This is a genomic window from Novosphingobium sp. PP1Y (genome assembly GCF_000253255.1).
Lineage (GTDB): Bacteria > Pseudomonadota > Alphaproteobacteria > Sphingomonadales > Sphingomonadaceae > Novosphingobium.
This window is the reverse complement of record NC_015580.1, coordinates 362634-389488: the sequence shown is the minus strand read 5'-3', so window position 1 is coordinate 389488 and position 26855 is coordinate 362634. Positions and strand designations below refer to the sequence as shown.

Below are 26855 nucleotides of genomic sequence, written 5' to 3'. Positions count from 1 at the left end.
GCGGGGCACGCTCATCTGCCAACATCGGCGCAAGAAAATGCGGCGCAGGCACCGCTTGCGACGAGCAGAGGATTGAACATGGGTGATTTCGTCAAGATCGAGAAGCGCGGGCGCATTGCCGTCCTGACCTTGAACCATCCCGACAAGCTCAATGCCATCGGCGCTCTCGAGGACTGCGCAGACTTCGTGGCGGCACTGGAGGATATCGGTTCGGATGAAGCCATCAGCGTGGGCATCCTCACCGGGGCCGGCAAAGCCTTTTCCGCCGGCGGCAACCTGCAGGCGATGAAGGACCGCAATGGCATCGGCCCACTCGATTCTCCTACAGCGACACGCCTCAACTATCGCCGCGGCGTGCAGCGCATTCCGCGCGCCTTCCAGGAATGCGAAGTGCCGCTGATCGCCGCGGTCAACGGTTTCGCCATCGGCCTGGGCAACGATCTCGCCTGCTTTTGCGACATTCGCATCGCTTCACAGAGAGCCAGGTTCTCGGCCGGGTTCATCAAGATGGGTCTGATCCCGGGAGACGGCGGCGCATGGGCCCTGCCCCGCGCGGTCGGCTTCGCCAATGCCGCCGAAATGCTCTTCACCGGCGAGACGCTGGACGCCGAACAGGCCAAGGCGATGGGCCTCGTTTCGCGCGTCGTCCCACCCGAATCGCTGATGGACGAGGCCATGGCGATTGCCGAAAAGATCGCCGCCAATCCGGCACGCTCGCTGCGCCTCGCCAAGCGCCTGCTGACCGACGCACAGAACATGCGCCTGAACGAAGTGCTGGAAATGTCCGCCGCCATGCAGGCGTTGGCTCACGAGACTTCGGACTTCGAGGAAGCGATCGACGCCTTCCTCGAAAAGCGTCCGCCGCACTTCACCGGCAAGTAGTCCGCACAGACCTTGCTCACGAAAGGCCCCCGGTCAGGCGAGAGGATCGGCCACGATCGCCCTGACCTGCTCACGCAGCGCGGCCGCCTGTGGCGGGAATGCGAACGGCTCGATGGTGAAGGTCCTGACGATTCCCCGTTCCTCACCCGGATCCCCTATTGCTTGACCGTGAAACTGCATGGGACGGACCATCCCTTGCATGAACGGGGTCGCAGATTCGACAGCGCCGAACGCCGCCACCGACCTTGATCATACCACCTCGCCAGGCGCCCCGGCGCCGGAGCACAAATTTCCTTGAAGTTGGGTCTTGACCCCTCCGAACCCGCAAGCTAGAGGCGCCCCCTCGTTGCCCCGTCGTCTAATGGTAAGACTACGGATTCTGATTCCGTCTATCGAGGTTCGAATCCTCGCGGGGCATCCACTTCCCAATCTCAGTTGGCTTCAACCAATCGCGGAACCCTTGCTTTTTGCGAGGTTTTTCTGCGACATCGGCACCATGCAGTCTCAGCGAAATTCAGCCAAGCGCAGCGTCGGTGGGGGTACGAATTGGGGTACTGGGGGTATCGGCTCTTGTTGACCGATGCTGCTTGCCGGAAGGCGATTCCAAGCGAGAAAGACCGAAAAATGTTCGACGACAGGGGGCTTTACCTGTTCGTCCGGCGTTCCGGCTCGAAACTCTGGCGACTCAAGTACCGATTCGCCGGGAAGGAAAAATCCCTCTCGATTGGTCCATATCCAGAAGTATCAATCTCGCAAGCAAGGCAAGCGCGAGACAGGGCGCTGCAGCAATTGCGCGATGGGATCGATCCTTCAGCAGAGAAGCAGAGCCGGAAGGCGCAAGCCGTCGCGGATGCGCTCGACAGCTTCGAAAAGGTCGCGCGAGCCTGGCACGCGGCGAAGGCAACTACGTTGGCGCCACGCTACTCCGCAGCCGTTCTGAGCAGGTTGGAGAACAACGTCTTTCCGGCGCTTGGGCAAAAGCCAATTCGAAGCATCACGCCTCCCATGGTGTTGGCTGTGATCAGGAAGATCGAGAAACGCGGAGCCCACGACATGGCGCATCGCGTTCGCAATCATATGTCGGACGTGTTCGTCTGGGCGATCGCTTCGGGCCTTTCGGAGAACGATCCAGCGGCGATAATTCGCAAGGCACTTGTGCCGACCGACCCGAAATTGCGGCCGGCGATGATAAAAATCACCGGCGCGCGAAAGCTTCTGGCGGATATCGAAGCGCTTGCCGGCACACACTGGTCGACCCTTCTGGCATCCAGACTACTCGCACTGACCGCGGCACGGCCGGGTGTAGTTCGTCTGGCCGAAAAGCAGGAGTTCGAAGGGCTGGACGGGGCAGCCCCCATCTGGCGCATACCCGCCGAGAAAATGAAGCTAACCCGCGCTCAGAAGCGCGATATTTCATGGGAGTTCGTCATCCCCTTGTCGCGGCAGGCGGCGGAGGTAGCGAAAGCAGCGATCTCGGAAAGCCTGGCTTGCCACGCCTCGGACGGGCCTTCATGGCTCTTCCCGGGCACAGGCGCTTGGAAGCGACCGATCAGCGACAGCACACTGAGCAAGCTGTATCGAGACGCCGGGTTCACGGGAGTTCATGTCCCCCACGGTTGGCGCTCCACTTTCTCAACGATAATGAACGAACGGGCTGCCTTGGAAGACCAGGAACGCGATCGTGCAATCATCGACCTGATGCTTGCACACGCGCAACAAGGCGTCGAACCGATCTACAATCGCGCCCTGTATCTGCCGCGTCGGCGCGAGCTGGCTCAGGACTGGGCCGATCTGTTGATGAAGGACGCCGTGGCACCGCAGTTCCTGCTGCCGGAATACCGGCCCTGGCGAGCGAAGTCCGGGGAGACCGGGCATGAGCGGCGTGCGCGAATCCGGAGGCCCTTGGCGCAAAAGCTATGACGTCAACGACGAACGGGCACAGGTCTCCACGATCTATTGGGAACCAACGGCGAAGAATGAAAATGCTCTGAAATTCTTCGATGCTTTCGCGAGATCCGTAGTCGGCTATTCGGATCATATCCGCGAAGCCGGCAAGCAATTGCCCATCTCCATGAACGCGAAGGCCGTCCTGGACGCTCTTCTGAGCGTCATGGATGGAAAGTCAGGACGATGCGATCCATCGCTAGACACAATTGCCAGGCGCAGCCGCCTTTCCCGCCGCACTGTCGTGCGTCAGCTGAACGTCCTTCGTGAGCTGAGGATCATTGATTGGGTCCGCCGCACCGTGAAGACCGGGAACGCGCGAGGCGAAGGTCCTCAACGGCAGCAGACCAGCAATGCCTACTTCATCGACATGCTCAAACTTCCCATCGAGATCGTCCGCACGCTTCGACAGAAGCTCGGCGCCAGGCTCCGTGAGAAAGTGCGCCATCTCGAAGGGTCCGGCAGTGTGCCGAATCGTATGGCCATCAAGGCCGAGCGGCTGCTGAAGAGCGTGACGGGCGCCCTATCGGCAACAGCTAGGCGTGACGGAGCAAGTAGGCGCGCCTTGGCTGGCTCGTCCCTCTCTTCGCGCCTCGCCCACATGTATGCCGGCAACCCCGATGCCATTCGCGAACACGAAGAAATGCTGAGCCTCTCTTCCGCCACTAGTGCGAGTGCCAAGTTGGCATTGTACCCCGTGCTCAGAACTGAAAGAGAAGTGGACTGAGGTCGCTTGGGCGCCCTCAGGCGTCAGATTTGTCATGACCCCCAACTCTAGATGCTTCTCCCGCCTTCAGCGGAGCGCCAGTCGAACCGGCGCGCAAGGGCGGCTGCGCCGCCCGGGGTGTTCCAGGGGGCCAAGAGCAAAGGACGTGCCATTCTCGGGCGTCAGGACGGCGGAAATGGAGCCGCACCGAACGGGTCCGAACATCGACGTCCAGGTGCATCAATGTGCATCAGCGTCAGGATCGTCCGCAATGGGCGTCCGCCCAGGACATAGGCCAGTTCTTCGAACCTGCCGAGGGTGCATCAAAACCGACACGAAAAGCGCGCGGGCGAGGCGGGGGGAAAAGCGCGCGGCGTGGGGTGGTGGTGTGGAAGCAGTCGAACCGAGCGAGCGACACGCCGGAGCGGCCTGTGCTATCGGGCCCCGATGGCAGATACCCGGACAGCAGTGCAGCGGCGCAGGATCATGCAGTCGGTCGGGACGAAAAACACAGGCCCCGAACTGGCAGTCCGCAAAGCACTGACAGAACTCGGCTACCGCTACCGCCTTCATCGTAAGGACTTACCCGGCAGCCCAGACATCGCGTTCATCGGTCGAAGGAAGGCAATTTTTGTCCACGGATGCTTCTGGCATGGACACGAGTGCCAGAAGGGCAAAGCGCCGAAGTCGCGCCTGGACTATTGGGGCCCCAAGTTGGCGGCCAATGTCGAGCGAGACAAGCGCAAGGCGCAAGAACTATGTGACTTGGGCTGGTCGGTACTGACCGTCTGGCAGTGCGAGCTAAGCGACTTCGCTGGAGTGAGGGAACGGCTCATCAATTTTCTGGGTAAGCCGCCGCGCGAGTGCAAGACGAGCCGAGCCTAATCCGCTAGACCCGTCTCGAAGCATCTCTTGAGCGGAGAAGATCGAGTTGTCACGTCCCATCGGTGTGGATTTATTTGCAGGCGCGGGCGGCTTGAGCCTTGGGTTCGAACAGGCTGGATTCGACGTGGCCGCTGCCGTGGAGATCGATCCCGTCCACTGCGCCGTCCATGAGTTCAACTTCCCCGACACCGCCGTCATCCCCCGGTCGGTGGCCGAGTTGAAAGGTTCTGACATCCGGCTTGCCGCAGGTATCGGTACTCGCCCCGTGGACTGCGTCTTCGGTGGCCCGCCATGCCAGGGCTTCTCAATGATCGGGCACCGGGTTCTTGACGATCCTCGCAATCGCCTCGTGCTCGACTTCGTTCGCATTGTCTCGGAGCTCGACGCGAAGACGTTCGTATTCGAGAATGTTAAAGGCCTCACGGTCGGCAAGCATCGACAATTTCTAGCCGAGTTAGTGGAGGCGTTCGATGCAGCTGGCTATCAAGTCGGTCAGCCTTGGCAGGTTCTGGATGCGGCGCACTTCGGCGTTCCGCAGCACCGTGAACGACTGATACTCATCGGCGCGAAAAAAGGGCTACCACTGCCCGCGTACCCGAAGCCTTCGACTTCCCCTGCCGACGGAAAGCGGGCCGTGAAGGATTTGCCGAACGGCCCCACATGCTCGGAGGCACTGGACGATCTGCCCGATGCCGACAAATTTGCCGCGCTAGAATGCGGGGACGCGGTGCGGACAAAGCGTTACGGCGAACCCAGTTCCTACGCTGCGGAGCTGCGTGCGCTTACAAACAACGCTTGGCACTTCGGTTACGTGCGAAACTGGGAGCGCGATGTCCTCACGTCGAGTGCGCGCACGACGCATACCGACATTTCCAGGCGTCGCTTCAGTGAGACCCAGCCTGGGACGGTGGAGCCAATAAGTCGCTTCTTCCGCCTTCCGCCTAATGGGCTGTCGAATACGCTTCGAGCAGGCACAGACGGTGCAAGGGGTGCGTTCACCAGCCCGCGCCCCATTCACCATCGATACGACCGGTGCGTCACCGTCAGGGAGATGGCGCGCCTACACGGCTTCCCCGACTGGTTCAGGCTTCATGCAACCAAGTGGCATGGCGCCCGCCAGATTGGGAACGCGGTCGCACCGCCGATGGCTCGTGCCATTGCCTCGAAGGTAATCGAGGCCTTGGGCGTCGCGCCGAAACGCCCCGAGCGCGCCATTAATCTGGGTGATCCGAAGTTGCTCGATCTCGAGATGTCCCAAGCGGCGGCGCACTTCGGTGTGCCTGCGCCGAATTCCCGTCGCGATCGCAAAAGCGGAGCCAAGAAGCGCAAGCAGGAAGAGATCGAGGAAGCACGGCAGGCGTTGGTGAGAAGCGCGCATGGCTAGCCGATACGCCAAGTTGATCGAAGCTATATTCTTCGACCACCATAATGCCGATCTGACTGAATTCGAATTCGAGCGCGCCGAACTGGAGACCCAGGCCGAGGCACTACGAATCGGACTACCCAAGAACCTGGGCGACGTGGTCTATTCTTTTCGATATCGGAACCCGCTGCCCGACCGGATCCTCGACACTCAGCCGCATGGATTGGAATGGATCGTCGAAGGCGCCGGCCATGGACGCTATCGCTTCCGCCTCGTAAGCGCAAACCGGGTCCAGCCACGCGAGGATCTAGTGCGGATCGCAATACCGGATGCCACTCCGGAGCTAATTCGCATGTATGCGTTGGACGACGAACAGGCCCTGCTCGCGATCGTTCGCTATAACCGCCTCATCGACACTTTCCTCGGTCTCACCACGTATAGCCTGCAAAACCACCTGCGCACGACGGTGAAAGGCATAGGCCAAATCGAAATCGATGAACTTTACGTGGGGCTAGACAAGCGGGGGTGCCACTACGTCATTCCCGTTCAGGCGAAGGGCGGTAACGACCAGATCGGTATCGTACAGACTTCGCAGGACATCAGGTGGGTAGAACAAAAGTATCCAGATATGAGCTGCAGGGCCATCGCAGCGCAGTTCATGGCCGACGATGTCGTGGCCCTGTTCGAGCTCACACTACAAGACGACGAAGTGCGGGTGGTCGATGAAAAGCATTACCGGCTCGTTCCTTGGAAGGAGCTAGATCCGCGGGCAATCGTTTCGTATCGTGAGTGACCGAAGCGAGAACTTATAATTCTAGTCATCATCGGCGGCGGAGTGCGGCTTTCCTGCGTTATTAATTTACAGAAGTTTGGGATCGAAGAGTTAGCGCAACCGAGGCTCGATTGGATTGCCCGCTTCTGAAGCTAGAGCCTTTGTTTCTAACATTAGGCCTAGCAGCACTGGTGAACATCAAGCCGCCGTCGCTCGCTCCCAAAACCGCACCGCTTCGAACCCAAGCACGTCGTTCAGTTCCAGGAACACCGACTGCAGCGGCGCGATCTCCAGCTCGAAGAACGCATCCGTCGCCTTCGTCACATCGCCGAAACCGCCCGCATTTGCCGGCACGATGCCGAGCAGCTGGGGCGGTACGCGGTGGGCGGCGAGGACGTCGTCGCGAGTGGTGTTCTTGATGCCCAGGAATTCGTCCTTTGCGGCGACTTCGGCGATCGGCAGCAGCTTGATGCCGGTTTCCTTGCCGTTCGCGGCATGGACGAACAGGTTGCGGAAGTTGCCCGGGCCCTTTGACTTCTTCAGCGCCTCGCGCATGGCGTCGACGTCGCCGTTGGCGAATTCGCCCGTCGCGTAGAGGATGTAGCCGGCGTGGCTGCCGTTTTCGTAGTAGCGGCGACGGAACAGGGTGGCGTTCTCGTTGAGCAGGGCGGACTGCAGCGCGGAGAGGTATTCCGGCAAGCCATAGATCTCCTGATTGATGTCGGGCGCCATCAGCTGGTGAACGGTGCCCTGCTCGAACTCCTCTTCCTGCTGGTAACCCGGCACCCACCAGAAGTGGCCCGGCTCCACCCCGCGCCGCGTGTACTTGGCGAGGCAATGCTCGAGACGCATCACTTCGCCCAGGCGGTTGCGGATCTCGCGCACGTAGGCGTTGCCCAGGACAAGGTAGTCCTGGACCATCCCGGCAAACGCGCGGCGGCTCAGTTGGGGTGTGGGATCGAGGCTGGCGGCCAGCATGTTGCGCTTGAGGATGATCGCGCTCGAATGGTGCGGCGATGCCCGAAAGGCACGGGCCAGGCCATCCATCGAAACCGGCGGCTCATACCAGCGCCGGTTGTGCCAGCACTCCAACATGTCCAGCATCGTCGCCCGGTTCAGCACCGGCTCCGGATCGCCGAAGGTGAACGCCTCGATCGCGCGGCCGCGATTGTCGTTCGAGGCGACCAGCGCGCCCTTCGATGCCTCGGCCGCTTCCCGGCGGTTCATTCTGCGCGCGCGCTTTCCCATCAGATAATCTCCATCGTGCCCTTCGGCGCTTCCTTGCCGTCGAGCGGTTCGTTCATGAGGATGTGCATGGTCGCCCAGGCAAGATCGGCGTGGCCGTCCTCGCCGCCGCGCCCGGCCTTGAAGGTCATGTTGCGGCCGCTGCTGGTGAGCGTCTTCTTGATCGAGACGAAGGCCGAGACGATGTCGAGCATGCCGACATCGAAGGCGAGGCGACCGCGGCGCACCACGTTTTGCGCCTTCATCACCATCTGAGCCTTGAGTTCGAGCGAGTACTCGATCTTCGCCACCGAACAGCCCGGCATCGCGCCCGGCTTGGCCAGCAGCTGATAGACGCCCGCACCCACGCCCTTGGCGTCGATGCCCAGATAGGTGCAGGTGTAGCGCGACAGGATCGCCTTGATGAACTCGGCCTGCTGCTCGAAATCCAGCCCGCGCAGCTGGTGGCGCTCCAGCACCCGGAACTGCCCACCCTCGACCAGCGGCGGCGCGGCAATCACCAGCGCGGCATTGTCCCCGTTCTCGCTTTCCTGCGGATCGTATCCGGCCCAGACCGAACGACTGCCGTATGGCCGCTCGGCTTCGATGTTGAAGTCGGTCCATTCGACCAGGCTGTCGACGCCGCAGGCGATCATGTCGTTGAACCTGAAGGCCGACAGGCTGTCGTCGACGAATTCGCACAGGAACAGGTTGGCGAATTCGTCGGGCGCGTACTCGTCACGCAGTTCCTCGATATCGAACAGGTCGCAGCCGCCGGCCTCGGCATCCTCGATGTTGACGATGTGGCGCCAGATGCGATCCGGCCCGGTGCTGCCATTGGCCAGCGCCTTGTGGCTGACGTCGATCGAGACCCGGTCTTCCTTCTTGCGCCTCCGGTTGCGGCGCTCACCGGTCCAGTAAGGATAGGCGGGGTGGGCAACGCTGGACGGCGTCGAGAAATAGGTCTTGCGCCACTTCTTGTGGGTCGCCATGCCCGAGGCAACCTTGTTCAGTTCCTCGAACGAATGGACCCAGAAGAACTCGTCGAAGTAGAAATTGCCGTGGCGGCCCTGCGCCGTGCGGAAATTGGTGCCAAGGAAGTGCAGTTCGGCCGCCGCTTCCTCTTCCGGCCGCAGGTCCGACGTGATCAGCATCGGATCGCCGGTCAGCGATACCCCCACCAGCTTGGCGAAGCTGACGATGTAGGAGCGGAACTGATGCGCCTGCGCCTTTGAGGCGGACAGGAAGATCTGGTTGCGGCCCGTCTCGATCGCATCGATCAGGGCTTCGAAGGCGAAGTAGTACGTCGCGCCGATCTGGCGCGATTTCAGGATCATGCGGGTGCGCTGGCTGAGCGCGTTCCACCAGGTCAGCTGGTAGTCGTAGAGCCCGTCCAGGAAGATGCGCTTGAGTTCGCTCGCCTGTTCGGCGGTGAAGTGGTTCTTCCTGGCCTTTCGGCGCGGGCCGGCGTTGCGATTGCCCACCTTCGGATTGAGATCGCCGGAATGCCCGCCCGGTTCTTCGTACCGGCGCACGCGGGCGAGGCTTTCGATCTGGCGGGAGAGCGCGTCCATTTCGACCAGGTCGGCGCTGGTCTTCTTCTCCTTCGCGATCAGCGTCAGCAGGCGGATCTCAAGGCCGTCCTCGATCTTGCGGATCGATGGCGCATCGTCCCAGCGGTCGCGCTGCTTCCACGCCTCGATCGTGGCGCGCGGGATGGGCGTGCCCTTTTCGCTGACCACGCCGAACAGTTCGAATTCCTGCGCGATCTGCGTGACGCCCCACCCGCGCCAGTACAGGCTGCGCGCATGGCGGCGCGGATCGAACTGCCATGCGGCAGAGGGCGCACCGGGTTGGGAAGGCGTTTGAATGGGCATCGCCGCCGACCATGCCGCGCGAAACGCCCCTTAATCATGGCCGTCCATTTGGTCAGCCGCCCGTCCAAATGCAGGCCCTTGAGGAAGTGGCCCCGCCAGCCCTTTTCTGGACCCGTCAACCAAATCGCAGGCCTTGGGGCGCGCCGCCCCGCAACCACGGGAACCGGAACCGATCATGGCTAAGAGCAAGTTTTTCCGCGTCGCCGTCGAGGGCGCCACCGTCGACGGCCGCGTCATCCAGCGCGAATGGCTCGAACAGATGGCGGCCAGCTATGACCCGGCCACCTATACCGCGCGGATCAACTGCGAACATGTGGCCGGCTACAGCCCCGACCGCCCGTTCAACGCCTATGGATCGGTCCTCTCGCTCAAGACCGAGGAAGTCGAACTCAGCTTCAATGGCGAGAAGAAGTCGCTGCTCGCGCTCTATGCCGAAATCGACGCGAACGATCAGCTGGTCGAGATCAACAAGGCCGGCCAGAAGCTGTTCACAAGCTGCGAGATTCACCCGGACTTCGCGGGCGAGGGCAAGGCCTATCTGGTCGGCCTGGCGGTCACCGATCAGCCCGCCTCGCTCGGCACCGAACCGCTCAAGTTCGCCGCGCTTTCGCGTCCCAACCTGTTCACCACGGCGCACGAAACCGCCCTCGAACTCGCTGCGCAGCCGCTCAGCGGCGAACAGATCGGCGAAAGCATCGGCCGCTCGCTCCTCGCCTTCTTCAGGAAGGACAGGAAGGAGGAAGAGCCGGCTACCCCGCCGCCTGCCCCCGCACCAGCCAACGACAATGCCTTCGATGTCGACAGGTTCGCCAGTGTCATGGGCCTGCAGATCGCGGCGGCCGTGAAGCCCGCCAACGATGCCGTGGCCGCCCTTGGCGCCCGTTTCGATGCCCTCGAAAGCAAGCTCAAGGCCACAGAGCAGCCCGGCAGCTTCACCCGCGCCCCGGCCACCGGCGGCACCGGCTCCATCAAGACCGACTGCTGATCGCGCAGTCCCGCAAGTCCCCCGCCTTCATCCCGCCAGGAGCCCACGCACATGCGTAAAGAAACCCGCCAGCTCTTCAAATCCTACGTCAGCCAGATCGCGCTGCTGAACGGTATCGACGTCGAGGATGCCGTCACCAAGTTCAGCGTATCGCCCGCCGTTGAGCAGACGCTGGAAGAGAAGATCCAGGAGTCGAGCGACTTCCTGAGCGAGATCAACATCGTCGGCGTGCCGCAGCAGACCGGGCAGAAGGTCGGCGTCACCGTCACCCGCCCGATGGCAAGCCGCACCGACACGGCAGGCGGCAACCGCCGCACCCCCACCGATCCGACCGACACCGGCGACAACGGCAGCTACTTCTGCCGCCAGACCAACTACGACCACGCGATCAAGTACGCAAAGCTCGATGCCTGGCGCCACAAGCCCCAGTTCCAGACCCTGCTGCGCGACGTGATCCTGAAGCAGCAGGGCCGCGACCGGATCATGATCGGCTTCAACGGCACCTCGGCCGCCGCGTCGACCGACGTCGTCGCCAATCCTCTGCTGCAGGACGTCAACGAGGGCTGGCTGCACAAGATCCGCACCCATGCAGGCTCGCGCGTGCTGAACGACGGTGACCTTTCGGTCGATCCAACCAAGGCGATCTATGTCGCGGCGGGCGTGGAAGTGGTCGATGGCGATGCCACCAACACTGCGAGCGCCGAAGCCGACTATGCCAACCTCGACGCGCTGGCCTTCGACGCGCTCGACCTGCTCGATCCCTGGCACCGCAGCGATACCGACCTCGTCGTCATCGTTGGCTGGAAGCTGGTCAAGGACAAGTACCTGAACCTGCTGCAGGCCGCAGGCGAAACCGCGACCGAGCGCGAGGCCGCGCATCGCATCCTCACGCTGCCAAAGCAGCTGGCGGGCAAGCGCGCCGTGATCGTGCCCTTCTTCCCCGAAACCTCGATGCTGATCACCAGCCTCGATAACCTCTCGATCTATTGGCAGGAGGAAACCCGCCGCCGCCAGATCAGGGACGAGCCCGCGCTCGACCAGATCGAGAACTACGAATCGGTGAACGAAGACTACGTCGTCGAAGACTACGGCCGCACCGCCCTCGTCGAGAACGTGGTCATGGGCAAGAAGCCCGCCGCCTGATTCCGGCCCTCCGGTAACCGAACCCAACACCGCTCCACCTGACAGGACACGCACATGAGCCTCGCTCGCCGCCACCGGGACCGCATCCTTGCCTCCCAGACCGTCGCGTCCGCTCCCGATGGTGGAGCGGCTGCCGCCCCCGCTGCAGCCCCTCTTCCGGCAGCGGGGGCGGCCAACGCTGCCCCGGCCGATCGCGCCGCCGCGCAGATCGCCCTTCGCCTGACACATGACCTGCGCCGCCTGAAGGAGATCAAGTCGATCGACCTGAAGATCGCGGCCAAGCGCGAAATGCTGCCGCATTACCGTGACTGGCTTGTCGGCCTGCACAAGGCTGACGCGGGCGTGGGAAGCGGCATCGCCGCCGAAGTGCTGCCGACCTGCATGGTCTGGATGATCGATGTCGGCGAATATTCAGACGCGCTCGACCTTGCCGAATTCATGATGCGCCACCGCGTCGAGATGCCCGCGCGCTACCAGCGCGATACCGCGACCGTGATCCTCGAAGAAATTGCCGAGGCCGCGCTCAAGACGCAGGCGGCGGGTGAAGAGTTCCCGCTCGCCATTCTCGATGGCGCAGATCACCTGACCCATGGCGAGGACATGCACGATCAGGCCCGCGCCAAGCTGCTCAAGGCCATCGGCGTCGAGCAGCTGCGCAGGGCCGAGGAGTCCGAAGCCTCAACCAGCGCGCCGCGCCTCAATGCCGCGCTGGATGCCCTGCGTGAGGCCCAGCGCCTCCACGATCGCATCGGTGTGAAGGACCGGATCAGGCGGGCGGAAAAGCTCCTCGTCGCCGTCACGCCCGAACCCGAAGAAACCAACGAACAGGGCGGCCAGAACGCCGCCTGACAGGCTCGCCCCCGGCGCTCGGGGGCGGATCGCGCGGGGCGGGAGGCTTCCTGAAGCCGCAGGGCCGCCCTCTGACCCGATCCCCACCCCCGTTAGCCGGCGGGCCGAACAGGAGGCACCATGACATTCGTTGCCCGCCCGCCGGAAGCGGAAATCGATCAGGCCCCGCCTGCCGAAAGCGCCGTGATCAATGACGGCTTCTTTCCGGATATCGAGCCCGCCCGCGTGCGCGAGGCTGCCCGCATCCCCACCAGCATCACGCCCGCCCGCCTGCGCGCCGCCATCCTTGGCGCGATCATGTCGGTGGAGATCGATCTGCGCACCTGGGCGAAGGACCGCATGGCCGAAGGCTGTGCCACTCTCGCCGCCGTTCCGGCACCGCAGCTGGACGGGCAGAGCGTCCAGTCGATCCGCTACAACCGCGCCATTGCCCTGTTCACCAAGGCCGAGCTGATCGAGCGGCACCGCGATTTCGATACGACCGCGGCCGGCAGCAATCAGGCAGACGAGCTGGAAGTGTCCATCGGCGAACTGCGCCGCGATGCCATGCACGCGATCCGCGACATCCTCGGCACCACGCGCACTACCGTGGACCTGATCTGATGGCGGCCGAGCAGCGCCTCGTGGCCCGCGCGGGAGACAAGTTGGACCTGCTGCTGTTTCGCGAGGCCGGGCTCGGTCCGTCCGACCTGACCCGCATCCTCGATGCCAATCCGGGCCTTGCCGATCTTGGCCCGATCCTCCCGCTGGGCACGATCGTGATCGTTCCCGCCACTGCCGAGATAAGCGCCCCGCGCGTGCGGCCCCTCATCCAGCTCTGGGACTGAAACCATGGACCTGCGCACCTTCCTCCCCTCCATTGCCGATGCCATCGGATCGCTCACGCCTTCGCTAATCGGCTCGGCTGTTGCCCAGGCATGGAAGCCGGGCCTCTCGTGGCGCCAGCGCTTCGTGCAGTGGATCGTCGGCTCCACCGTCAGCTTCTACGCCACCCGCGCCATCATCGAACTGACGGGCTGGAATGACTTCGTCGCGCAGTCGATCGCCTTCGGCATCGCGCTGCTCGCCTTCGACGCCACACCCCGCCTCGCAAAGGCCGCGACCGACGCGCTTGCCAGCGTGCCGGGCCGCCTTGCCGACCGCTTCCTGCCGAAAAAGGACTGAACCCATGCAGCTGTCGCCAAACTTCAGCCTGGACGAATTCACCGCATCGGCCACCGCCGAGCGCGAACGGATCGCCAACTCCCCCGATGCGCAGCAGATCGCAGCCATGAAGCTGCTTTGCACCAAGGTGCTGGAACCGCTTCGCGCCCATTTTGGGCAGCCGGTTCGGATCACTTCCAGATTCCGGTCTCCCAAACTGTGCCTTGCTGTCGGTTCGACCACGGGCAGCCAGCATGCGAAGGGTGAGGCTGCCGACCTTGAGATCGCCGGCATCGACAATCTCACCGTGGCCACCTTCATTCGTGACCGCCTGCCCTTCGACCAGCTGATCCTTGAGAATTACGTGCGCGGCAATCCGAGCAGCGGTTGGGTGCATGTCAGCTATCGTGACGGTCGCCTGCGCAAGGAAGCACTGACCTTCGCGCGCCGTAACTATTTCAAGGGACTGCTCGCTTGATCGGCGCATCCCACCTTGCCCTTGCCGGGGCGCTGGCCACCTGCCTCTCCGGCATCGGCGGCTTCGCCTACGGCACGCATATCGGCGTGACGCAGGAGCGGGCCGCGCAGAAGCGTGCGGACGATGCCGCAGATGCCGTCCGCCGCAAGCTGCAGGGCCAGATCGATGCGTCTGCCGAGCGCGCCCAGGCCGCCGAATATGCGCGGCAATCCAGCGTCAGGGAAATCTATCATGAAAGCCAGAAGGTCATCGAACGCCCGGTCTATCGCAATCTCTGCATCGATGCTGATGGCGTGCGCCTGCTCGACCGTTCCGCCGCGATCGCCAATGCCGAAGGTGTCGCCCAGCCTTCTGGCACCGCCACCGCCCCTGCCGAAGGTGCAGCGCAATAGCGCAGGCGAGATGGATGGCGCGGATGCCGTCGCCAGCCTGAACGCGCTGTACGATGTGGCTGGTCAGATCCGCGCCATGCTGATCGAACTGCAGGCACAGGTCCGCATCGCTTCGGAGGCGGATTATGCGCAAGGCCGATAGCCTGCGGCGCTGGCTGACCGCCTTCCTGCCCGATTTGAAGACTCACCCGGATCTCCTGCAGGTTTACCTCGAAGGCGGCCAGGTCGGCGCGCGCCGATCCGCTACGCTGTCATTCGCCTATGCCTATACGGTCAAAGCGCTCATCACGGACTTTGCGGGCGATACCGATACGATCATGGTCGCCGTTCTGGCATGGATCGAGAAGGAACAGCCGCAGCTGCTGCAGGCAAGCGATAACAAGCCCTTCCGGTTCGAAGCCGAACTGCTCGACAGCGAAACTTACGACATAGAGCTGTCGATTGACCTGACCGAACCCGTGCTGGTCATCCCACGCGTGGACGGCAGCGGCTACGATGTGACCCACCCCGAGGAACCGGCCTTCCCGCCGATGTTCGACGGCGTGACCGCGTCCTTTCTGCAGGGCTTTGGCAATGTCCAACTGCTCGCCGAGACCACCGATCCTGATGCCGTTCTGACACCGGCGATTCCTCCTGACGCATGACGGACGATCTGGCCGAAGTCGAACGCATCGCAGGCGCCCTGCTGCGCAGCCTTTCGTCGGGCAAGCGGCGCGCGATCATGCGAAAGATGGCCCGCGAACTGGCAATCAGCCAGCGCCAGCGCATCACCGCCCAGCACCAGCCCGATGGCAGCGCCTTCGAACCGCGTAAGGCCAAGCAGCCGCCGGTATCGGGCCGGGGTACGGCCTGCTTTCTCTATCCCGCACACGGCGGCGGCCCGCCGCGCCGCGTGATCATGAAGAGTTTCACTTGGGGCACAGGCCGCTCGATGACCGGCTTCGATATCGGGGCCGGCGGCATCCGCACCTTCGAATTCGACAAGGTGGTCAAGTGGCTCCCCGTACCGGAAGAATATCGCAACCGCGGCGCCGGCAAGCTGCGCCGTCGTGGTGGCCTGCGCCGCAGGGCCATGTTCCGCCGCCTGGCAAGTTCGCGTTTCCTGAAGACCCAGACCGACGACCAGGGCTTTTGGGTCGGCTTCACCGGCAAGGTCTCGCAGATCGCCAGCGTCCACCAGCAGGGTCTTCGCGACAGGCCATCGCTCCGGGCAAAGGCCGTGCCCTATCCCCGGCGTGAACTGCTGGGCGCCACGCCTGCCGATCGGGAACGCATGCTGGACGCGCTATACCTGTACATTGCTGGAACTTGATTTTAAGTAGCGTTTTCAGATCTTTATTCTGAACAGCAATTCTTTCGGATGCTCTGACAGAGCCCTCATCGCGCATATGGTCAGTATGCGCCCATTCATGCCGTTCAACCGGAAAAGTCGCGCGCCTACGAGTGGTCAGTCCGGTTATGGCCGGAGGTGAGCCGAAGGCTGACCGGCGGCTGCGAGTCTCTACGCATTGTCAATGGCGTGCTCGCGGTTTCGCAAGTATTTGCGTTTCACACTCGATCTACTGCTAGTTGGGCGGGTTGAAATGATTCGGGGGAATGAATGCTCAAGGTTACGGAAACCGGACTGCTAAAAGCCGACTTGGCGAGGGGCGTGAACCTATTCACAGGTGCAGGCTTTTCGACGCTTGCCCGCAACGGCGGCGGCGACACGCTGCCCGTAGGTGATGGGTTAAAGACGCTCCTGATCAAAGAGTTCGGCCTCGACGCATATGCGTCGCTCGACCTTGCTGGGCTTTACGCGGTGCTTCTGTCCGACCGTAGGGTGGCGCTGAGGGAGTTCCTGGAGAAGTTATTCACGGTCGGAACGTATGATGATAGATATGACGCACTGCGCAGGTTGAACCCCGAATTCCTGTACACCACGAACATAGACGATTTGCCGTTTCACATATTCAACGCCCGTCAAGGGGAGCACACGCGCGTGCTGCATGACGTCACGCCCCTAGGCGCCCCGAGGCAGCCCGGCGAGGTCGTCCAGTTCGTCGCGCTACACGGGAACGTACGGCACTCGGATGCCGACTTCCTGTTCACTCCCGGACAAATCTCCTCGGCCTTCGCCTCAGACCGAGAGACTTGGTATGTGTTCCAGCGGGAGTTGCAGGCAAGGCCGACCTTGTTTCTAGGGTATGGAATGCATGATGCCGGCGTGCTTCAGGGTCTGCACGACAGCTCGTCTCGCTCCCAATTCAACCGCTGGATCCTCCTGCGGCGGGAGGACGAAGGCGCAACGGCCCTCTATACCGCGCTCGGCTTCCACATATTGTTCGGCGAGATCGAGGACTTCCTCCGCTATGTTGTCGATGAGGTCGGTACGGACGCGGTGACGCAGGCAACACCGAGCCATCGAGCCTTCACCGGCCAGGTTCCCGCGCCAGGCGAGGTCGCGCAGCGCCCGATACGCAACTTCTTCCTCGGCTCCGAGCCGGAATGGTCCGACGCCTATTCGAACCAATTGGTGCGGAGGCGGGTGAACGCAGCGGTAAAGAACTCAATCTACAACGGTCGCCATGTAGCACTGGTTGGATTGCCGCTCTCGGGAAAAACGACCGTGCTTATGCAGGTTGCGTCCGAAATCGCGCCGGAGCGCCCGGTGCTCTACTTTGATCGCATCACCGCGCCGCAGGCCGACCAGATCGTAGCGGAACACTCCGGAAAGCCCGATAAAGCCTTGGTATTTGTAGACAATCTGATCGATTCCCGCGATCCGATCGACCGCCTTGTGCGGGACATCGGCGCGCAGATCGTATCTGCTGAGCAAAGCATTTACTTCGACTCAGTCGGTCTCAGATCGATGCAGGGCCGACTGGACGTACATTCGAGTTCCGAGATCATTCCGCAGGATCTGCAGGGGATTATCGACTCAATACCCGTGGATATCCGGAGGTGGCATCCGGACAATCTTGAGACGGTCGAACGTGACAGCGGCGAGGTTGGACTGTTCGAGTCATTCCGTCGACACGTCTTTGACGAGAACCTGACTTCGAGGTTTCGCGCCAAGCTCTCCGAATTCGAGAAGAGGGATCCTGTAGCGTTCGACGTTTACATGATGGCTTGCTACGTCGCGGCCTGTCGCACAGTTGTATCTTTTGACATGATTTACGCTTTTCTATCCGGGCCCCAAAAGCAGTACACCGATGTCTATGATATCGCGAAGCGCATAGACAGTTTCCTCGTGGAGGTGGACTTGGAGGACGACCCCCACCAGGATTACTTCTCAGTACGCTCCGGCGCTCTGGCGCGCATCGCGCTCCGAGAGTGCCAGCCACGGGCGTTCAACCGCATATTCAGTCGCTTCCACAGCGCCGTCCCAACCCGTCTTATCGTCGATTACCCGGTTTTCAGGCGATACGCATACGACAACGACTTCGCCCGACGAGCGTACCCTCGGGTTGCAGATGGACAGCGGTTCTACGAGCGGCTAGTGGCGTCGACGGAAAACGCATACGACTATCAGCACGGAGCCATCTATCTCTCTAAGATGAAGAGCTTCACCGAGGCCTTCTCTTGGATTGACACGGCCCTTTCTCGGAGTCGAGGCCGCGTATTCTCAATTAGGAACACCCACGCGCGTATCCTCTTTGAGGCAAACATTGACGTACTTAGGCGCAATCTCGCCGATCGCACGGCCCTCGACGGCGTCGAAGAGAGCATGGAGGTTCTCGAGCAATGCATCAAGAACGATGCGCGGAGGTCCTACCATCTGCTCAGATACAGTGACCAAGCTCTGCAGTATGCGCAGATAGCGGACGACGAGAAGGCTGTAGCATGGCTGCAGCACGCCTTCAAAAACCTCGATCTGATCGTGGAACAGGCCAAGGTATCTCGAAGCAGGGAAAGCTACAATCTGCGCAAGTACCGTAATCTCATGTCCGAGGTACGGGCCGCCCTCGCGGGGCGGTGACGATCTAACTGGCGTCAGCGGCTCCATGAACAAATGTCCGCTAACATCAGGAGCAGAAGTTCACGGCGGCTGGTCCGAACGGCGTGTTCTGGTCGACAGCCAGCTCCGAGTGAGCGTCAGCTAATCTCACAACCCGGCTCCGAACCAGACCTTCGCCTACCGGCCCCTCTCCGCCATTCGAGCCGCAGGCGCTTCCTCTCCAATGCTGCTCACCAGTCGATGACCTAATGGCCTGAATTCCGGCGTCGACACTCGCATTTGGTCAGCCGCCCATCCAAATGCAGCCCATAGCCATCGCCCTGCCAGCCCAGCGACATGGGCGGCATGGCCGATGCTACCTTCACCGCTGTCGATCTGTCGCGCCTGCCTGCGCCCGATATCGTCGAGGAACTGGATTTCGAAACCATCCTTGCCGATGCCGTCGCGCGCATGCAGGCGCAAATGCCGGAGTTCATCACGCGTGACAGCGATCCGGCCACCAAGCTGCTGCAGGTGTTCGCCTATTTCGCCCAGCTGCTGCGCCAGCGCGTCAACGATGCCGTGCGCGCCGTCATGCCCGCCTATGCGGTTGGCGCGGATCTCGACAACATCGCCGCCCTCTTCGGCATCACCCGCTTTACCCTGGCCTCGGCCGACGAGGCGCTGGGCATTCCCGCCGTCATGGAAAGCGATGCCGATTTCCGCCGTCGCATGGTGCTGGCGCCGGAAGGCTATTCGGTCGCCGGGCCGGAAGGCGCCTATATCTTCCACGCCTTGTCGGCCGATGCCGATGTGCTGGATGCCAGCGCCACCAGCCCGGCCGCAGGCGAAGTGCTGGTCTCCGTCCTCTCCCGCACCGGCTCGGGCGCAGCTTCGGCCGCGCTCGTCAGCAAGGTTGCCGCCTACGTCTCGGACGAAACGCGCCGCCCGCTGACCGATTTCGTCACCGTCCAGTCGGCAGAGATCGTCACTTATGCCGTGGAGGCTACGCTCACCACTTTCAGTGGCCCCGATGGCGGCGTCGTCCTCGCCGCCGCGCACGCCAATCTCGATGCCTACATCGCGAGCAGCCACCGCCTTGGCCGTGACATTACCCGCTCAGCCATCTTCGCCGCCCTCCATGTTGAAGGCGTGCAGAATGTCGAACTCAGCGCCCCCGCTGCCGACATCATCGTTTCGCGCACGCAGGCGCCGCACTGCACCGGCACCACGATCAATTACGCCGGGACCGGCGAATGACGTACCCAACGCTGCTGCCTCCCGGTTCCACTGCGCTGGAAAAGGCGCTCGAGCAGGTCGCCGCCGGTCTGCTGGAGATCCCGACGCCCGTCCGCTCGGTCTGGTCGCCCGACGACTGCCCGATCGAGCTTCTGCCCTGGCTGGCATGGGGCCTCAGCCTCGATAACTGGTCGACCAGCTGGCCCGAGGGCATCAAGCGTGAGCGCGTGCGCCAAGCGATCTCCATTGCCCGGCGCAAGGGCACCGCGGAATCGGTGCGCGCGGTCATCGCCAGCTTCGGCGGATCGGTTGCCATTCGTGAATGGTGGCAGAGCGAGCCGAAGGGCGCCCCGCACACCTTCGATCTTGTTCTGAACCTCGATCAGGCAGGCGCCCCGGCCTCGGCCGCCTTCGTCGATCAGGTCATTGCCGAGGTCAGCCGCGCCAAGCCGGTGCGCAGCACTTTCACTTTCACGCAGGGCATCAACACGCAGGCCGGTGTCGGCCTGGTCGCTGCCGTGCGCCCCACCATTTTCGCCCGCCTGTCCTGCACGGCGCCGGCCGCGACCTGACCGGAGGAATTCATGGGTCTCACCCTCACCGTCACCAATGCAGGCCGCGCTGCGCTCGTGGATGCGAGCAACACCGGGACCGCCCCGGTCACGATTGCTGAGGTCGGCCTGACCGGCACCGCGGTCACGCCCGATCCCGGGGCGACTGCTCTGCCCGGCGAGTTCAAGCGCATCGCCACGCTCTCGGGCGATGTCGTGGCCGACGATACGATCCACCTGATCGTGAGGGACGAGACCGGCGACGTCTTCACCGTGCGCAGTCTCGCGCTCTACCTTGGCGACGGTACGCTCTTCGCCATCTACGGGCAGGCGGACGTGCTGGTCGAGAAGTCGGCGCAGGCGCTCATGCTGCTCGCGATCGACGTCCAGTTTGCCGATGTGGACGCGACGGACCTGACCTTCGGCGATGCCAATTTCCTGAACCCGCCTGCGACCACCGAGCAGATGGGCGTCGTCGAACTCTCGACGCTGGCGGAAGCCATCGGGGGGACCAGCGCGAGCCGCGTACCGGCTGAGAAGATGGTCAAGGACGCCGTGAATGCGTGGCTCGATGCCCGCTTCGGCGCGAACAATGCCGGTATCTGGCACCCCGGTAACGATGGCGCAGGTTCAGGCCTCGATGCCGATCTGCTCGATGGGCAGCAGGGCAGCTGGTACAGCAACATCCCGGCACGCCTCGGCTATAATCCCGTCCAGCAGGGCACCGGCAACGGGCAGCTTGCCGGTAACGTCATCAAGATCGGGTGGTCCAGCGCCAGTCGCCTCAAGGCGACCGTCGACGTCACCGACCAGGGCAACCTGGTGACGGACCCTTATCTGGCGGCCGGCGCTCTTACCGTGAATGGCGCCGCCATGAGGCGCGGCGGTTATGATGTGTGGGGGCCAGATAATGACGGCGCCGGATCGGGCCTTGATGCCGATTTGCTGGACGGCCAGCACGGTAGCGCGTTTGCAAGGCTAAATTTGCCACAAAGCCAGGCTTTCAGCGGCAATTTGCTTGTCGGCATGGGGCAGGCAAGCGGCTTTGAAGGCGGCCAGATTGACTTTGCAAAGGCCCCATCCGGGGCAATGACGGGCGATCCGTCAATTGATATCTATAACAATGGCTTCCGGATGATCGGCCCTTTTTCCGGCGGCACTAGGACTCTCGAATTTGATTTCGGCGCGAGCGGCGGCAAGGTTTGGCACGCCGGCAACGACGGCGCCGGGTCGGGCCTAGACGCCGATTTGCTGGACGGCCAGCACGGCAGCTATTACGCCGACATTCCCGCCCGGCTTGGCTATACGCCGTTCAATAGGGCTGGCGACACGGTCACGGGAACTTTGGCGGTTTCCGGTTCTGGAAAGATCCTGTTCTCGTCGGTCCACACAAGCGAAAAACACATTGAATTCGAGCGGAGCGGCCAAACTGCGTACATGTACGGCAGTGCCTCGGGGCTGGGCGTCTATGACACGCAATATGGCGAGGTCTGGCGCTGGGGTTATGGCAGCACATTCACGATCCAGGGCGCCCTTGCCTGGACAGCAGGCAATGACGGTGCCGGATCTGGCCTGGACGCCGATTTGCTCGATGGCCAGCAGGGGGCCTATTACGCGGACATTCCCGCCCGGCTTGGCTATACGCCCGTCAGCAAGTCGGGCGATAGCTTCACGAACGTACTTTCATTCACAAGCGGCGACAGTCAGGGGATTGCGTCAAGGCCAAGCGATTCGACGCCTTTGGAAGTGAGAGGCAACGGCACCGGCGCGGCCGTCATGACGTTCCACCGGCCCGGCTCCTTCGCGGCATTCCTGGGCCTCGATACCGACAATTCGTTGCGCTTTGGCGGTTGGTCGGCCGGCGCCGTTTCGCACCTTCTCTGGCATTCGGGCAACGATGGCAGCGGATCGGGCCTTGATGCCGATTTGCTCGACGGCCAGCAGGGCAGCTATTACGCGGACATTCCCGCCCGCCTTGGCTACACGCCAGTCCAGCAGGGCGGCGGCATTGGTCAGGGCACGAACAAGATCTACATCGGGTGGAGCGGCGCACGACTTAAGGCCACCGTGGATTCCACCGATCAGGGCGCGCTGGTCACCGAGCCGAACCTCAACGGCAATGTCCTGAACATCAAGGGCGCCAGCATGTGGCGCGGCGCCTATAACCTGTGGGGCCCCGATAACGACGGCGCTGGCAGCGGCCTGGACGCCGACTTGCTCGACGGCCAGCACGCCAGTGCATTCGCAAAGATGGCGGACTTCGCAGGCGACTTGTCTGCAGGCGGTTACCAGAAGCTGCCGGGCGGCCTGGTCCTGCAATGGGTGCGCGGGGCTTCGGGGGCCAGCGAAGGGAGCCAGGCGCTGAACTGGCCTCTCACCTTTACCGCCGTGATCGATGCTTTCGTCTCGACCTCGGTGTCATACGCATCGTCCAGCGCGGACGTCTGGTTCCAGCTTGTCGGCTCACCCAGCAACAACGGCTGCACGGTCATGCGCGGCTACTCAGGCAACACCGGGGAAGTCGCAGCAGCGCCGGTCGTTTTCGCACTCGGAAGGATTTGAGGGCAAACATGGCACGCTATTTCAGCTCACAGTCGTGCGGGTTCTATGACAGCGACTTGCACCTGGTGGTCCCTGCAGACGCGGTGGAGATCACGCCCGAGCGTCACGCCGAACTTCTGCAGGCGCAGGCGGAAGGCATGGTCATCAAGGCAGATGAAGCGGGCGAACCAGTCGCGGTCATTCCGGCGCCGCCCAGCGAGGCCGAGCAGTGGAGCGCACTGCGCAAGCGTCGCGGTTATCTCCTGAGTGCCAGCGACTGGACGCAAATGCCCGACAGCCCGCTGACCTATGAACTCCGAGCCGATTGGGTCGCCTACCGGCAGGCCCTTCGCGATCTTCCAGAAACCGTCACCGATCCGGCCGCCGTCGAATGGCCGGTCGCCCCAGCCTAGAAAGGAACTTCCCGTGTCCGAACTCTCGTTCAAGATCGGCGCTTTCAATGCCCAGACCCGCGCCGTCCCGGTCACCTTCACCAGTGGCGAGATCGTCCACAAGCGCGACGTCAATGCCGTGCTGAAGGCGGACGGCAGCTACGACAAGACGGCCACCAAGGCCCGCGTCGAGGAAGTTGCCATGGGCGTGGCGCACAAGATCGCCGCCGGCGTCATCACCAACCCGGAGCCAGAGCCAGAGCCGGCGGAGGTAGCGACCGCTTCGGAATAATGCCCGGCGGCGGGGCCGCCCTGCCGCCACCCGGCCCCTTTACGGAAGGGGGCTTCGGATGTTCCCGCATCCTGAAAACCGCGAGCCTGCACTCGCACTCTCAAGGCGGCGCGCCCGCCTTTTCTGAGTTCCCTTCCGTGGCATGCCGCGAAGGGCAATCGTGCAGGAAATCCAACATGTCTACCCCTTTTGTTCTCGTTCGCCCCGTTTCCCCCGCTGCCGGGTACATCGGCGGGAAACGCAACCTTTCCAAACGGATCTGCGCCATCATCGAGCGTACGCCGCACACCAGCTATGCCGAACCATTCGTTGGCATGGGCGGCATCTTCCTGCGCCGCTCGCGCCGCCCAAGGGCAGAGGCGATCAACGACATTTCGGGCGACGTCGTCACCCTGTTCCGCTGCCTGGCCGAACACTATCCCTACCTCATCGACATGCTGCGATTCCGCGTGGCGAGCCGCGCCGAGTTCGAACGCCTTCTGGCGCAGGCCCCGGATACGCTCACCGACCTCCAGCGCGCCGTGCGCTTCCTCTATGTCCAGCGTCTGGCCTTCGGCGGCAAGGTTTCTGGCCGCAACTTTGGGGTCGATGCTTCTGCGCCCGCGCGGTTCGATGTCGGCAAGCTGGAACCTATGCTGGCCGATCTCCATGATCGCCTCCAGTCGGTCACCATAGAGCGCCTGCCCTATGGCGACTTCATCCGCCGCTATGACCGCGACGGTGCGCTGTTCTACCTCGATCCGCCATACTGGGCCTGCGAGCGCGACTATGGCGCGGACGTCTTCACCCGCGACGACTTCGCCGCGCTTGCGGATCAGCTGGCTGGCATCAAGGGCAAATTCCTGATGTCGCTGAATGACAACGCTGGCGTACGCGAGACCTTCGCGGCCTTCACCATCACGTCGATCGACACGACTTACTCGGTAGGCGCGAAATCCCGACAGGCTCGCGAAGTGTTAGTTCGCAATTTTTCGTCTGCCTAGAATGATGTTTGGTGGGCCTGCTGGAAGCGTCTTGTAAATGTTTGCTTTATAACAATAGATTAGGGCGCATAGGTGTCGACGCGATCAACGGGAGACAAAGTCAAATGTCAATATCGAGTTTGGCTGCGCTGCTCAAAGCTGCAGCTACAGCTTCCCCCAAGCCATCGGTGCGTGACTTGTCGCTCGCTGCTTGGGCTGACATCGATCCGAAGTTGGTTTCCTCGGTAAGCGACGCACTAAATGAAACCGAAGAGTTGAAGGAACTCTGGGGAAAATGGGCGCAATTCTCCGATTTCGGGTCGCTTGTGCAGCTCCAGCAGGCCGCATACTCCCTCATAAATCGTGCTCGCGATGGGTACGATTCAGAGGCGATTGTAAGCGACCTTTTCGAAATTGCGAAGACAAGCGAGGTTTCTTTCGCTTCGGTACGAGCAGTCACAAATCTCGTAGTGGAAGAACGCGTCAGTTTGGCGGAGGGGGTTTACTTAGCGCCCCCCAAAGAACTTCCCAACTCGAATGCAAAATATGCTGCGTTTGAATCAGGTATGCAAGGAGATGGTGGCGCAGCTATATCGTCGGGAAAATCAGCTCTAGTTGTTGAGATCACATGCAAGCCATTTCGATCTCCGCCCAATTCTTCTGGACCTTCATCAGAATTCAGCCCTGAACTGACGCAAGAACTTGAACAGAAATTTGAAAGGGCGCGCGCGGCGCTGATATTAGTGGGGAATGCCGCACCAGAGTTTGGCGTGAGCTACGGGTATGTCGCAAATGTCGGATGGCCAGGGATGCGATCACCTGGGTTCGGTGCCGCCTTTAGGGTTCCACGACAGCCTGACCGTATTTCTTTAACCCACGAACCGTCATTGAAGTCAATATTCGAGCAAGTACGCACCACCGACCCTATAATTTCACTAGCTATTGATCGGTTGAAAGCTTCAAGAAAGCGCGATACCGATCTAGAAAAAGCTATTGATCACGGGTTGTGCCTTGAAGTATTACTTATGCGTGGAGCGAAGACCGAAACAACAGAAATTACGAACAAAATTTCACACCGATGCGCATGGCTTCTTGGTAGAAATGCGGAGCGTCGACACGAAATACTGAAAATTGTCAAAATGGCGTACAATCTTCGATCAAAGGCCGCGCATGCAGGCGCCCTTCCTGCAATTAGGGATTCGGATCAAGCAGATACGAGGAAGAGGCACTTTGAAGACTGCGAACGTCTCATCGTGAATCTCATTGTCAGACTAATGAAAGGTTGGCCTGATTGGGACGAGCTTACCTTGGGGTTCGAAACCCGGGCGTAGGAACTTAATCGCTGCATTTGGTCAGCCGCCCATCCAAATGCACCCCCGCGAAACCCGATGAAGAGCGCGCCATGGTCGCCCCATGGCGCAACCCCTCGATCCTGAACAGCTAACCGGCGACGTGCTTCGGCTCGGCGTGATCGCGTCCGTCGATCATGCCCAGGCCACCTGCACTGTCGAAAGCGGCGATGTGGTCACCGGCGACCTGCCGTGGATCGCGCCACGTGCGGGCGGCCTGCGCGTCTGGTCTCCCCCCACGGTCGGGGAACAGTGCCTGCTGCTCTCGCCTGAAGGCGATATCGAAAATGGCGTCGTCATCGTCGGCCTCTATTGCGATGCCTTCCCTGCCCCCTCTGCCAACCCGGATCTGGTCCACCTCGAATTCGATGACGGCGCCGTCATTGCCTACGATCTTGCGGGCCATGCGCTGACCGTCACGCTGCCCGCAGGCGGCACTGCGACGGTCGATGCGCCGGGCGGCCTGACGCTCAACTGCGATGTAACCGTCAACGGCACACTTAGCGCAAGCACCGACGTCGTCGGCGCCGGGATCAGCCTGAAGGGCCACAAGCACGGCGGCGTGCAGGCTGGCGGCGCGCAGACCGGGGCGCCCGTGTGATGACCGGCATGGCCCGCGATACCGGCAAGGCACTCGATGGTCTGGACCATATCCGCCAGTCGGCCGCCGATATCCTCTCCACGCCCATGGGCACGCGTGTCGGTCGGCGCGAGTATGGCTCGCTGCTGCCGGAACTGATCGACCAGCCCATGACGGCGGCGAACATCCTGCGCGTCTATGCCGCGACCGCCGTGGCGCTCACCCGGTGGGAGAACCGCATTCGCCTGCGCCGCGTGGGCGTGGCCGCCGGGGATCGTCCCGGTGCGGCGACCGTGATCATCGACGCCACCCGCACAGACACCGCCCCCGCCAACGCGCTGGTGCGCCTTTCCGTCCCTCTTGCCGCCTGAACCCAAGGAGCCGCTC

General features: G+C 62.4%; 30 protein-coding genes and 1 tRNA gene. 28 read left to right on the top strand and 3 right to left on the bottom strand.

The features are described from left to right. Positions 1 to 78 precede the first annotated feature (78 nt). Complete coding sequence (locus PP1Y_RS08050) at positions 79 to 882, top strand: crotonase/enoyl-CoA hydratase family protein (RefSeq protein WP_013831789.1); 804 nt, start codon at positions 79 to 81, stop codon at positions 880 to 882. Positions 883 to 915: 33 nt separating this feature from the next. On the opposite strand, the gene PP1Y_RS25975 is transcribed toward PP1Y_RS08050, so the two are convergent. After that, positions 916 to 1062: a hypothetical protein gene (locus PP1Y_RS25975; RefSeq protein ID WP_158511840.1), complete on the bottom strand. Its 147-nt coding sequence runs from the start codon at positions 1060 to 1062 to the stop codon at positions 916 to 918. Between the two features lie 167 nt (positions 1063 to 1229). Between PP1Y_RS25975 and PP1Y_RS08040 the strand changes: the two genes are divergently transcribed. The 6 genes from PP1Y_RS08040 to PP1Y_RS08015 all read left to right on the top strand — a co-directional run bounded on the left by PP1Y_RS08040 (position 1230) and on the right by PP1Y_RS08015 (position 6573). After that, positions 1230 to 1303: transfer RNA gene (locus PP1Y_RS08040), tRNA-Gln, on the top strand. 203 nt (positions 1304 to 1506) lie between these two features. Beyond that, the gene (locus tag PP1Y_RS08035) at positions 1507 to 2802 is read left to right on the top strand and encodes an integrase arm-type DNA-binding domain-containing protein (protein WP_051010105.1); all 1296 of its coding nucleotides are present in this window, start codon (positions 1507 to 1509) and stop codon (positions 2800 to 2802) included. Continuing rightward, entirely contained in the window at positions 2756 to 3553 is a 798-nt protein-coding gene (locus PP1Y_RS08030) for a helix-turn-helix domain-containing protein (RefSeq protein WP_041558682.1), read from the top strand. The genes PP1Y_RS08035 and PP1Y_RS08030 overlap by 47 nt, the downstream gene beginning before the upstream one ends. Positions 3554 to 3979: 426 nt before the next feature. Further along, entirely contained in the window at positions 3980 to 4417 is a 438-nt protein-coding gene (locus PP1Y_RS08025) for a very short patch repair endonuclease (protein ID WP_013831786.1), read from the top strand. A gap of 46 nt (positions 4418 to 4463) precedes the next feature. Further along, positions 4464 to 5801: a DNA cytosine methyltransferase gene (locus PP1Y_RS08020; RefSeq protein WP_013831785.1), complete on the top strand. Its 1338-nt coding sequence runs from the start codon at positions 4464 to 4466 to the stop codon at positions 5799 to 5801. Next, complete coding sequence (locus PP1Y_RS08015; RefSeq protein WP_013831784.1) at positions 5794 to 6573, top strand: hypothetical protein; 780 nt, start codon at positions 5794 to 5796, stop codon at positions 6571 to 6573. The genes PP1Y_RS08020 and PP1Y_RS08015 overlap by 8 nt, the downstream gene beginning before the upstream one ends. A 177-nt stretch (positions 6574 to 6750) precedes the next feature. Here the strand turns inward: PP1Y_RS08015 and PP1Y_RS08010 are convergent, their stop codons facing one another. After that, entirely contained in the window at positions 6751 to 7800 is a 1050-nt protein-coding gene (locus tag PP1Y_RS08010; protein ID WP_041558681.1) for a phage portal protein, read from the bottom strand. Beyond that, on the bottom strand, positions 7800 to 9653 hold the full coding sequence (locus tag PP1Y_RS08005; protein ID WP_013831782.1) for a terminase large subunit domain-containing protein: 1854 nt from the start codon (positions 9651 to 9653) through the stop codon (positions 7800 to 7802). The genes PP1Y_RS08010 and PP1Y_RS08005 overlap by 1 nt, the downstream gene beginning before the upstream one ends. A 175-nt stretch (positions 9654 to 9828) precedes the next feature. Between PP1Y_RS08005 and PP1Y_RS08000 the strand changes: the two genes are divergently transcribed. The 21 genes from PP1Y_RS08000 (at position 9829) to PP1Y_RS07905 (ending at position 26839) form a co-directional block, all read left to right on the top strand. Continuing rightward, the gene (locus tag PP1Y_RS08000) at positions 9829 to 10638 is read left to right on the top strand and encodes a GPO family capsid scaffolding protein (RefSeq protein WP_013831781.1); all 810 of its coding nucleotides are present in this window, start codon (positions 9829 to 9831) and stop codon (positions 10636 to 10638) included. A 51-nt stretch (positions 10639 to 10689) separates the two neighbouring features. Beyond that, positions 10690 to 11781: a phage major capsid protein, P2 family gene (locus tag PP1Y_RS07995; protein ID WP_013831780.1), complete on the top strand. Its 1092-nt coding sequence runs from the start codon at positions 10690 to 10692 to the stop codon at positions 11779 to 11781. Between the two features lie 54 nt (positions 11782 to 11835). After that, positions 11836 to 12630 carry a phage terminase small subunit gene (gene gpM / locus PP1Y_RS07990; protein WP_013831779.1) on the top strand — a complete coding sequence of 265 codons (795 nt, stop codon included), beginning with the start codon at positions 11836 to 11838 and terminating at the stop codon, positions 12628 to 12630. A gap of 120 nt (positions 12631 to 12750) precedes the next feature. Next, the gene (locus tag PP1Y_RS07985; RefSeq protein ID WP_013831778.1) at positions 12751 to 13233 is read left to right on the top strand and encodes a head completion/stabilization protein; all 483 of its coding nucleotides are present in this window, start codon (positions 12751 to 12753) and stop codon (positions 13231 to 13233) included. Further along, a complete protein-coding gene (locus PP1Y_RS07980; RefSeq protein WP_013831777.1) occupies positions 13233 to 13457 on the top strand; it encodes a tail protein X in 225 nt (74 codons plus the stop codon). Before PP1Y_RS07985 ends, PP1Y_RS07980 begins: the two co-directional genes overlap by 1 nt. A gap of 4 nt (positions 13458 to 13461) precedes the next feature. Next, positions 13462 to 13794 carry a hypothetical protein gene (locus tag PP1Y_RS07975; RefSeq protein WP_013831776.1) on the top strand — a complete coding sequence of 111 codons (333 nt, stop codon included), beginning with the start codon at positions 13462 to 13464 and terminating at the stop codon, positions 13792 to 13794. Positions 13795 to 13798: 4 nt separating this feature from the next. Then, positions 13799 to 14251, top strand: coding sequence for a D-Ala-D-Ala carboxypeptidase family metallohydrolase (locus PP1Y_RS07970; protein WP_041558680.1), 453 nt, complete (start codon positions 13799 to 13801; stop codon positions 14249 to 14251). After that, positions 14248 to 14643 (top strand): hypothetical protein, encoded by a 396-nt coding sequence (locus PP1Y_RS07965; protein ID WP_013831775.1) that lies wholly within the window; start codon positions 14248 to 14250, stop codon positions 14641 to 14643. The genes PP1Y_RS07970 and PP1Y_RS07965 overlap by 4 nt, the downstream gene beginning before the upstream one ends. 10 nt (positions 14644 to 14653) lie before the next feature. Continuing rightward, a complete protein-coding gene (locus PP1Y_RS26480; protein ID WP_255327357.1) occupies positions 14654 to 14785 on the top strand; it encodes a hypothetical protein in 132 nt (43 codons plus the stop codon). Next, a complete protein-coding gene (locus PP1Y_RS07955; RefSeq protein WP_013831774.1) occupies positions 14769 to 15287 on the top strand; it encodes a phage tail protein in 519 nt (172 codons plus the stop codon). Before PP1Y_RS26480 ends, PP1Y_RS07955 begins: the two co-directional genes overlap by 17 nt. After that, the gene (locus tag PP1Y_RS07950; protein ID WP_013831773.1) at positions 15284 to 15955 is read left to right on the top strand and encodes a phage virion morphogenesis protein; all 672 of its coding nucleotides are present in this window, start codon (positions 15284 to 15286) and stop codon (positions 15953 to 15955) included. The genes PP1Y_RS07955 and PP1Y_RS07950 overlap by 4 nt, the downstream gene beginning before the upstream one ends. 288 nt (positions 15956 to 16243) lie before the next feature. Next, a complete protein-coding gene (locus PP1Y_RS07945) occupies positions 16244 to 18604 on the top strand; it encodes an SIR2 family protein (protein WP_013831772.1) in 2361 nt (786 codons plus the stop codon). 324 nt (positions 18605 to 18928) lie between these two features. Continuing rightward, complete coding sequence (locus PP1Y_RS07940; protein ID WP_013831771.1) at positions 18929 to 19822, top strand: baseplate J/gp47 family protein; 894 nt, start codon at positions 18929 to 18931, stop codon at positions 19820 to 19822. Then, positions 19819 to 20373, top strand: coding sequence for a phage tail protein I (locus PP1Y_RS07935; RefSeq protein ID WP_013831770.1), 555 nt, complete (start codon positions 19819 to 19821; stop codon positions 20371 to 20373). Before PP1Y_RS07940 ends, PP1Y_RS07935 begins: the two co-directional genes overlap by 4 nt. A 12-nt stretch (positions 20374 to 20385) precedes the next feature. Further along, positions 20386 to 22914, top strand: a complete 2529-nt coding sequence (locus PP1Y_RS24640; protein WP_013831769.1) for a hypothetical protein — start codon at positions 20386 to 20388, stop codon at positions 22912 to 22914. A gap of 8 nt (positions 22915 to 22922) precedes the next feature. Continuing rightward, a complete protein-coding gene (locus PP1Y_RS07925) occupies positions 22923 to 23306 on the top strand; it encodes a tail fiber assembly protein (protein ID WP_013831768.1) in 384 nt (127 codons plus the stop codon). Between the two features lie 13 nt (positions 23307 to 23319). Then, positions 23320 to 23577 carry a hypothetical protein gene (locus PP1Y_RS07920; RefSeq protein WP_041558678.1) on the top strand — a complete coding sequence of 86 codons (258 nt, stop codon included), beginning with the start codon at positions 23320 to 23322 and terminating at the stop codon, positions 23575 to 23577. Between the two features lie 176 nt (positions 23578 to 23753). Next, positions 23754 to 24560, top strand: a complete 807-nt coding sequence (locus tag PP1Y_RS07915) for a DNA adenine methylase (RefSeq protein ID WP_013831767.1) — start codon at positions 23754 to 23756, stop codon at positions 24558 to 24560. A gap of 104 nt (positions 24561 to 24664) precedes the next feature. Beyond that, entirely contained in the window at positions 24665 to 25870 is a 1206-nt protein-coding gene (locus PP1Y_RS25735) for a HEPN domain-containing protein (RefSeq protein ID WP_013831765.1), read from the top strand. An 82-nt stretch (positions 25871 to 25952) separates the two neighbouring features. Further along, positions 25953 to 26489: a phage baseplate assembly protein V gene (locus tag PP1Y_RS07910; RefSeq protein WP_013831764.1), complete on the top strand. Its 537-nt coding sequence runs from the start codon at positions 25953 to 25955 to the stop codon at positions 26487 to 26489. Next, complete coding sequence (locus PP1Y_RS07905) at positions 26489 to 26839, top strand: GPW/gp25 family protein (RefSeq protein WP_013831763.1); 351 nt, start codon at positions 26489 to 26491, stop codon at positions 26837 to 26839. The genes PP1Y_RS07910 and PP1Y_RS07905 overlap by 1 nt, the downstream gene beginning before the upstream one ends. Positions 26840 to 26855: the final 16 nt, after the last annotated feature.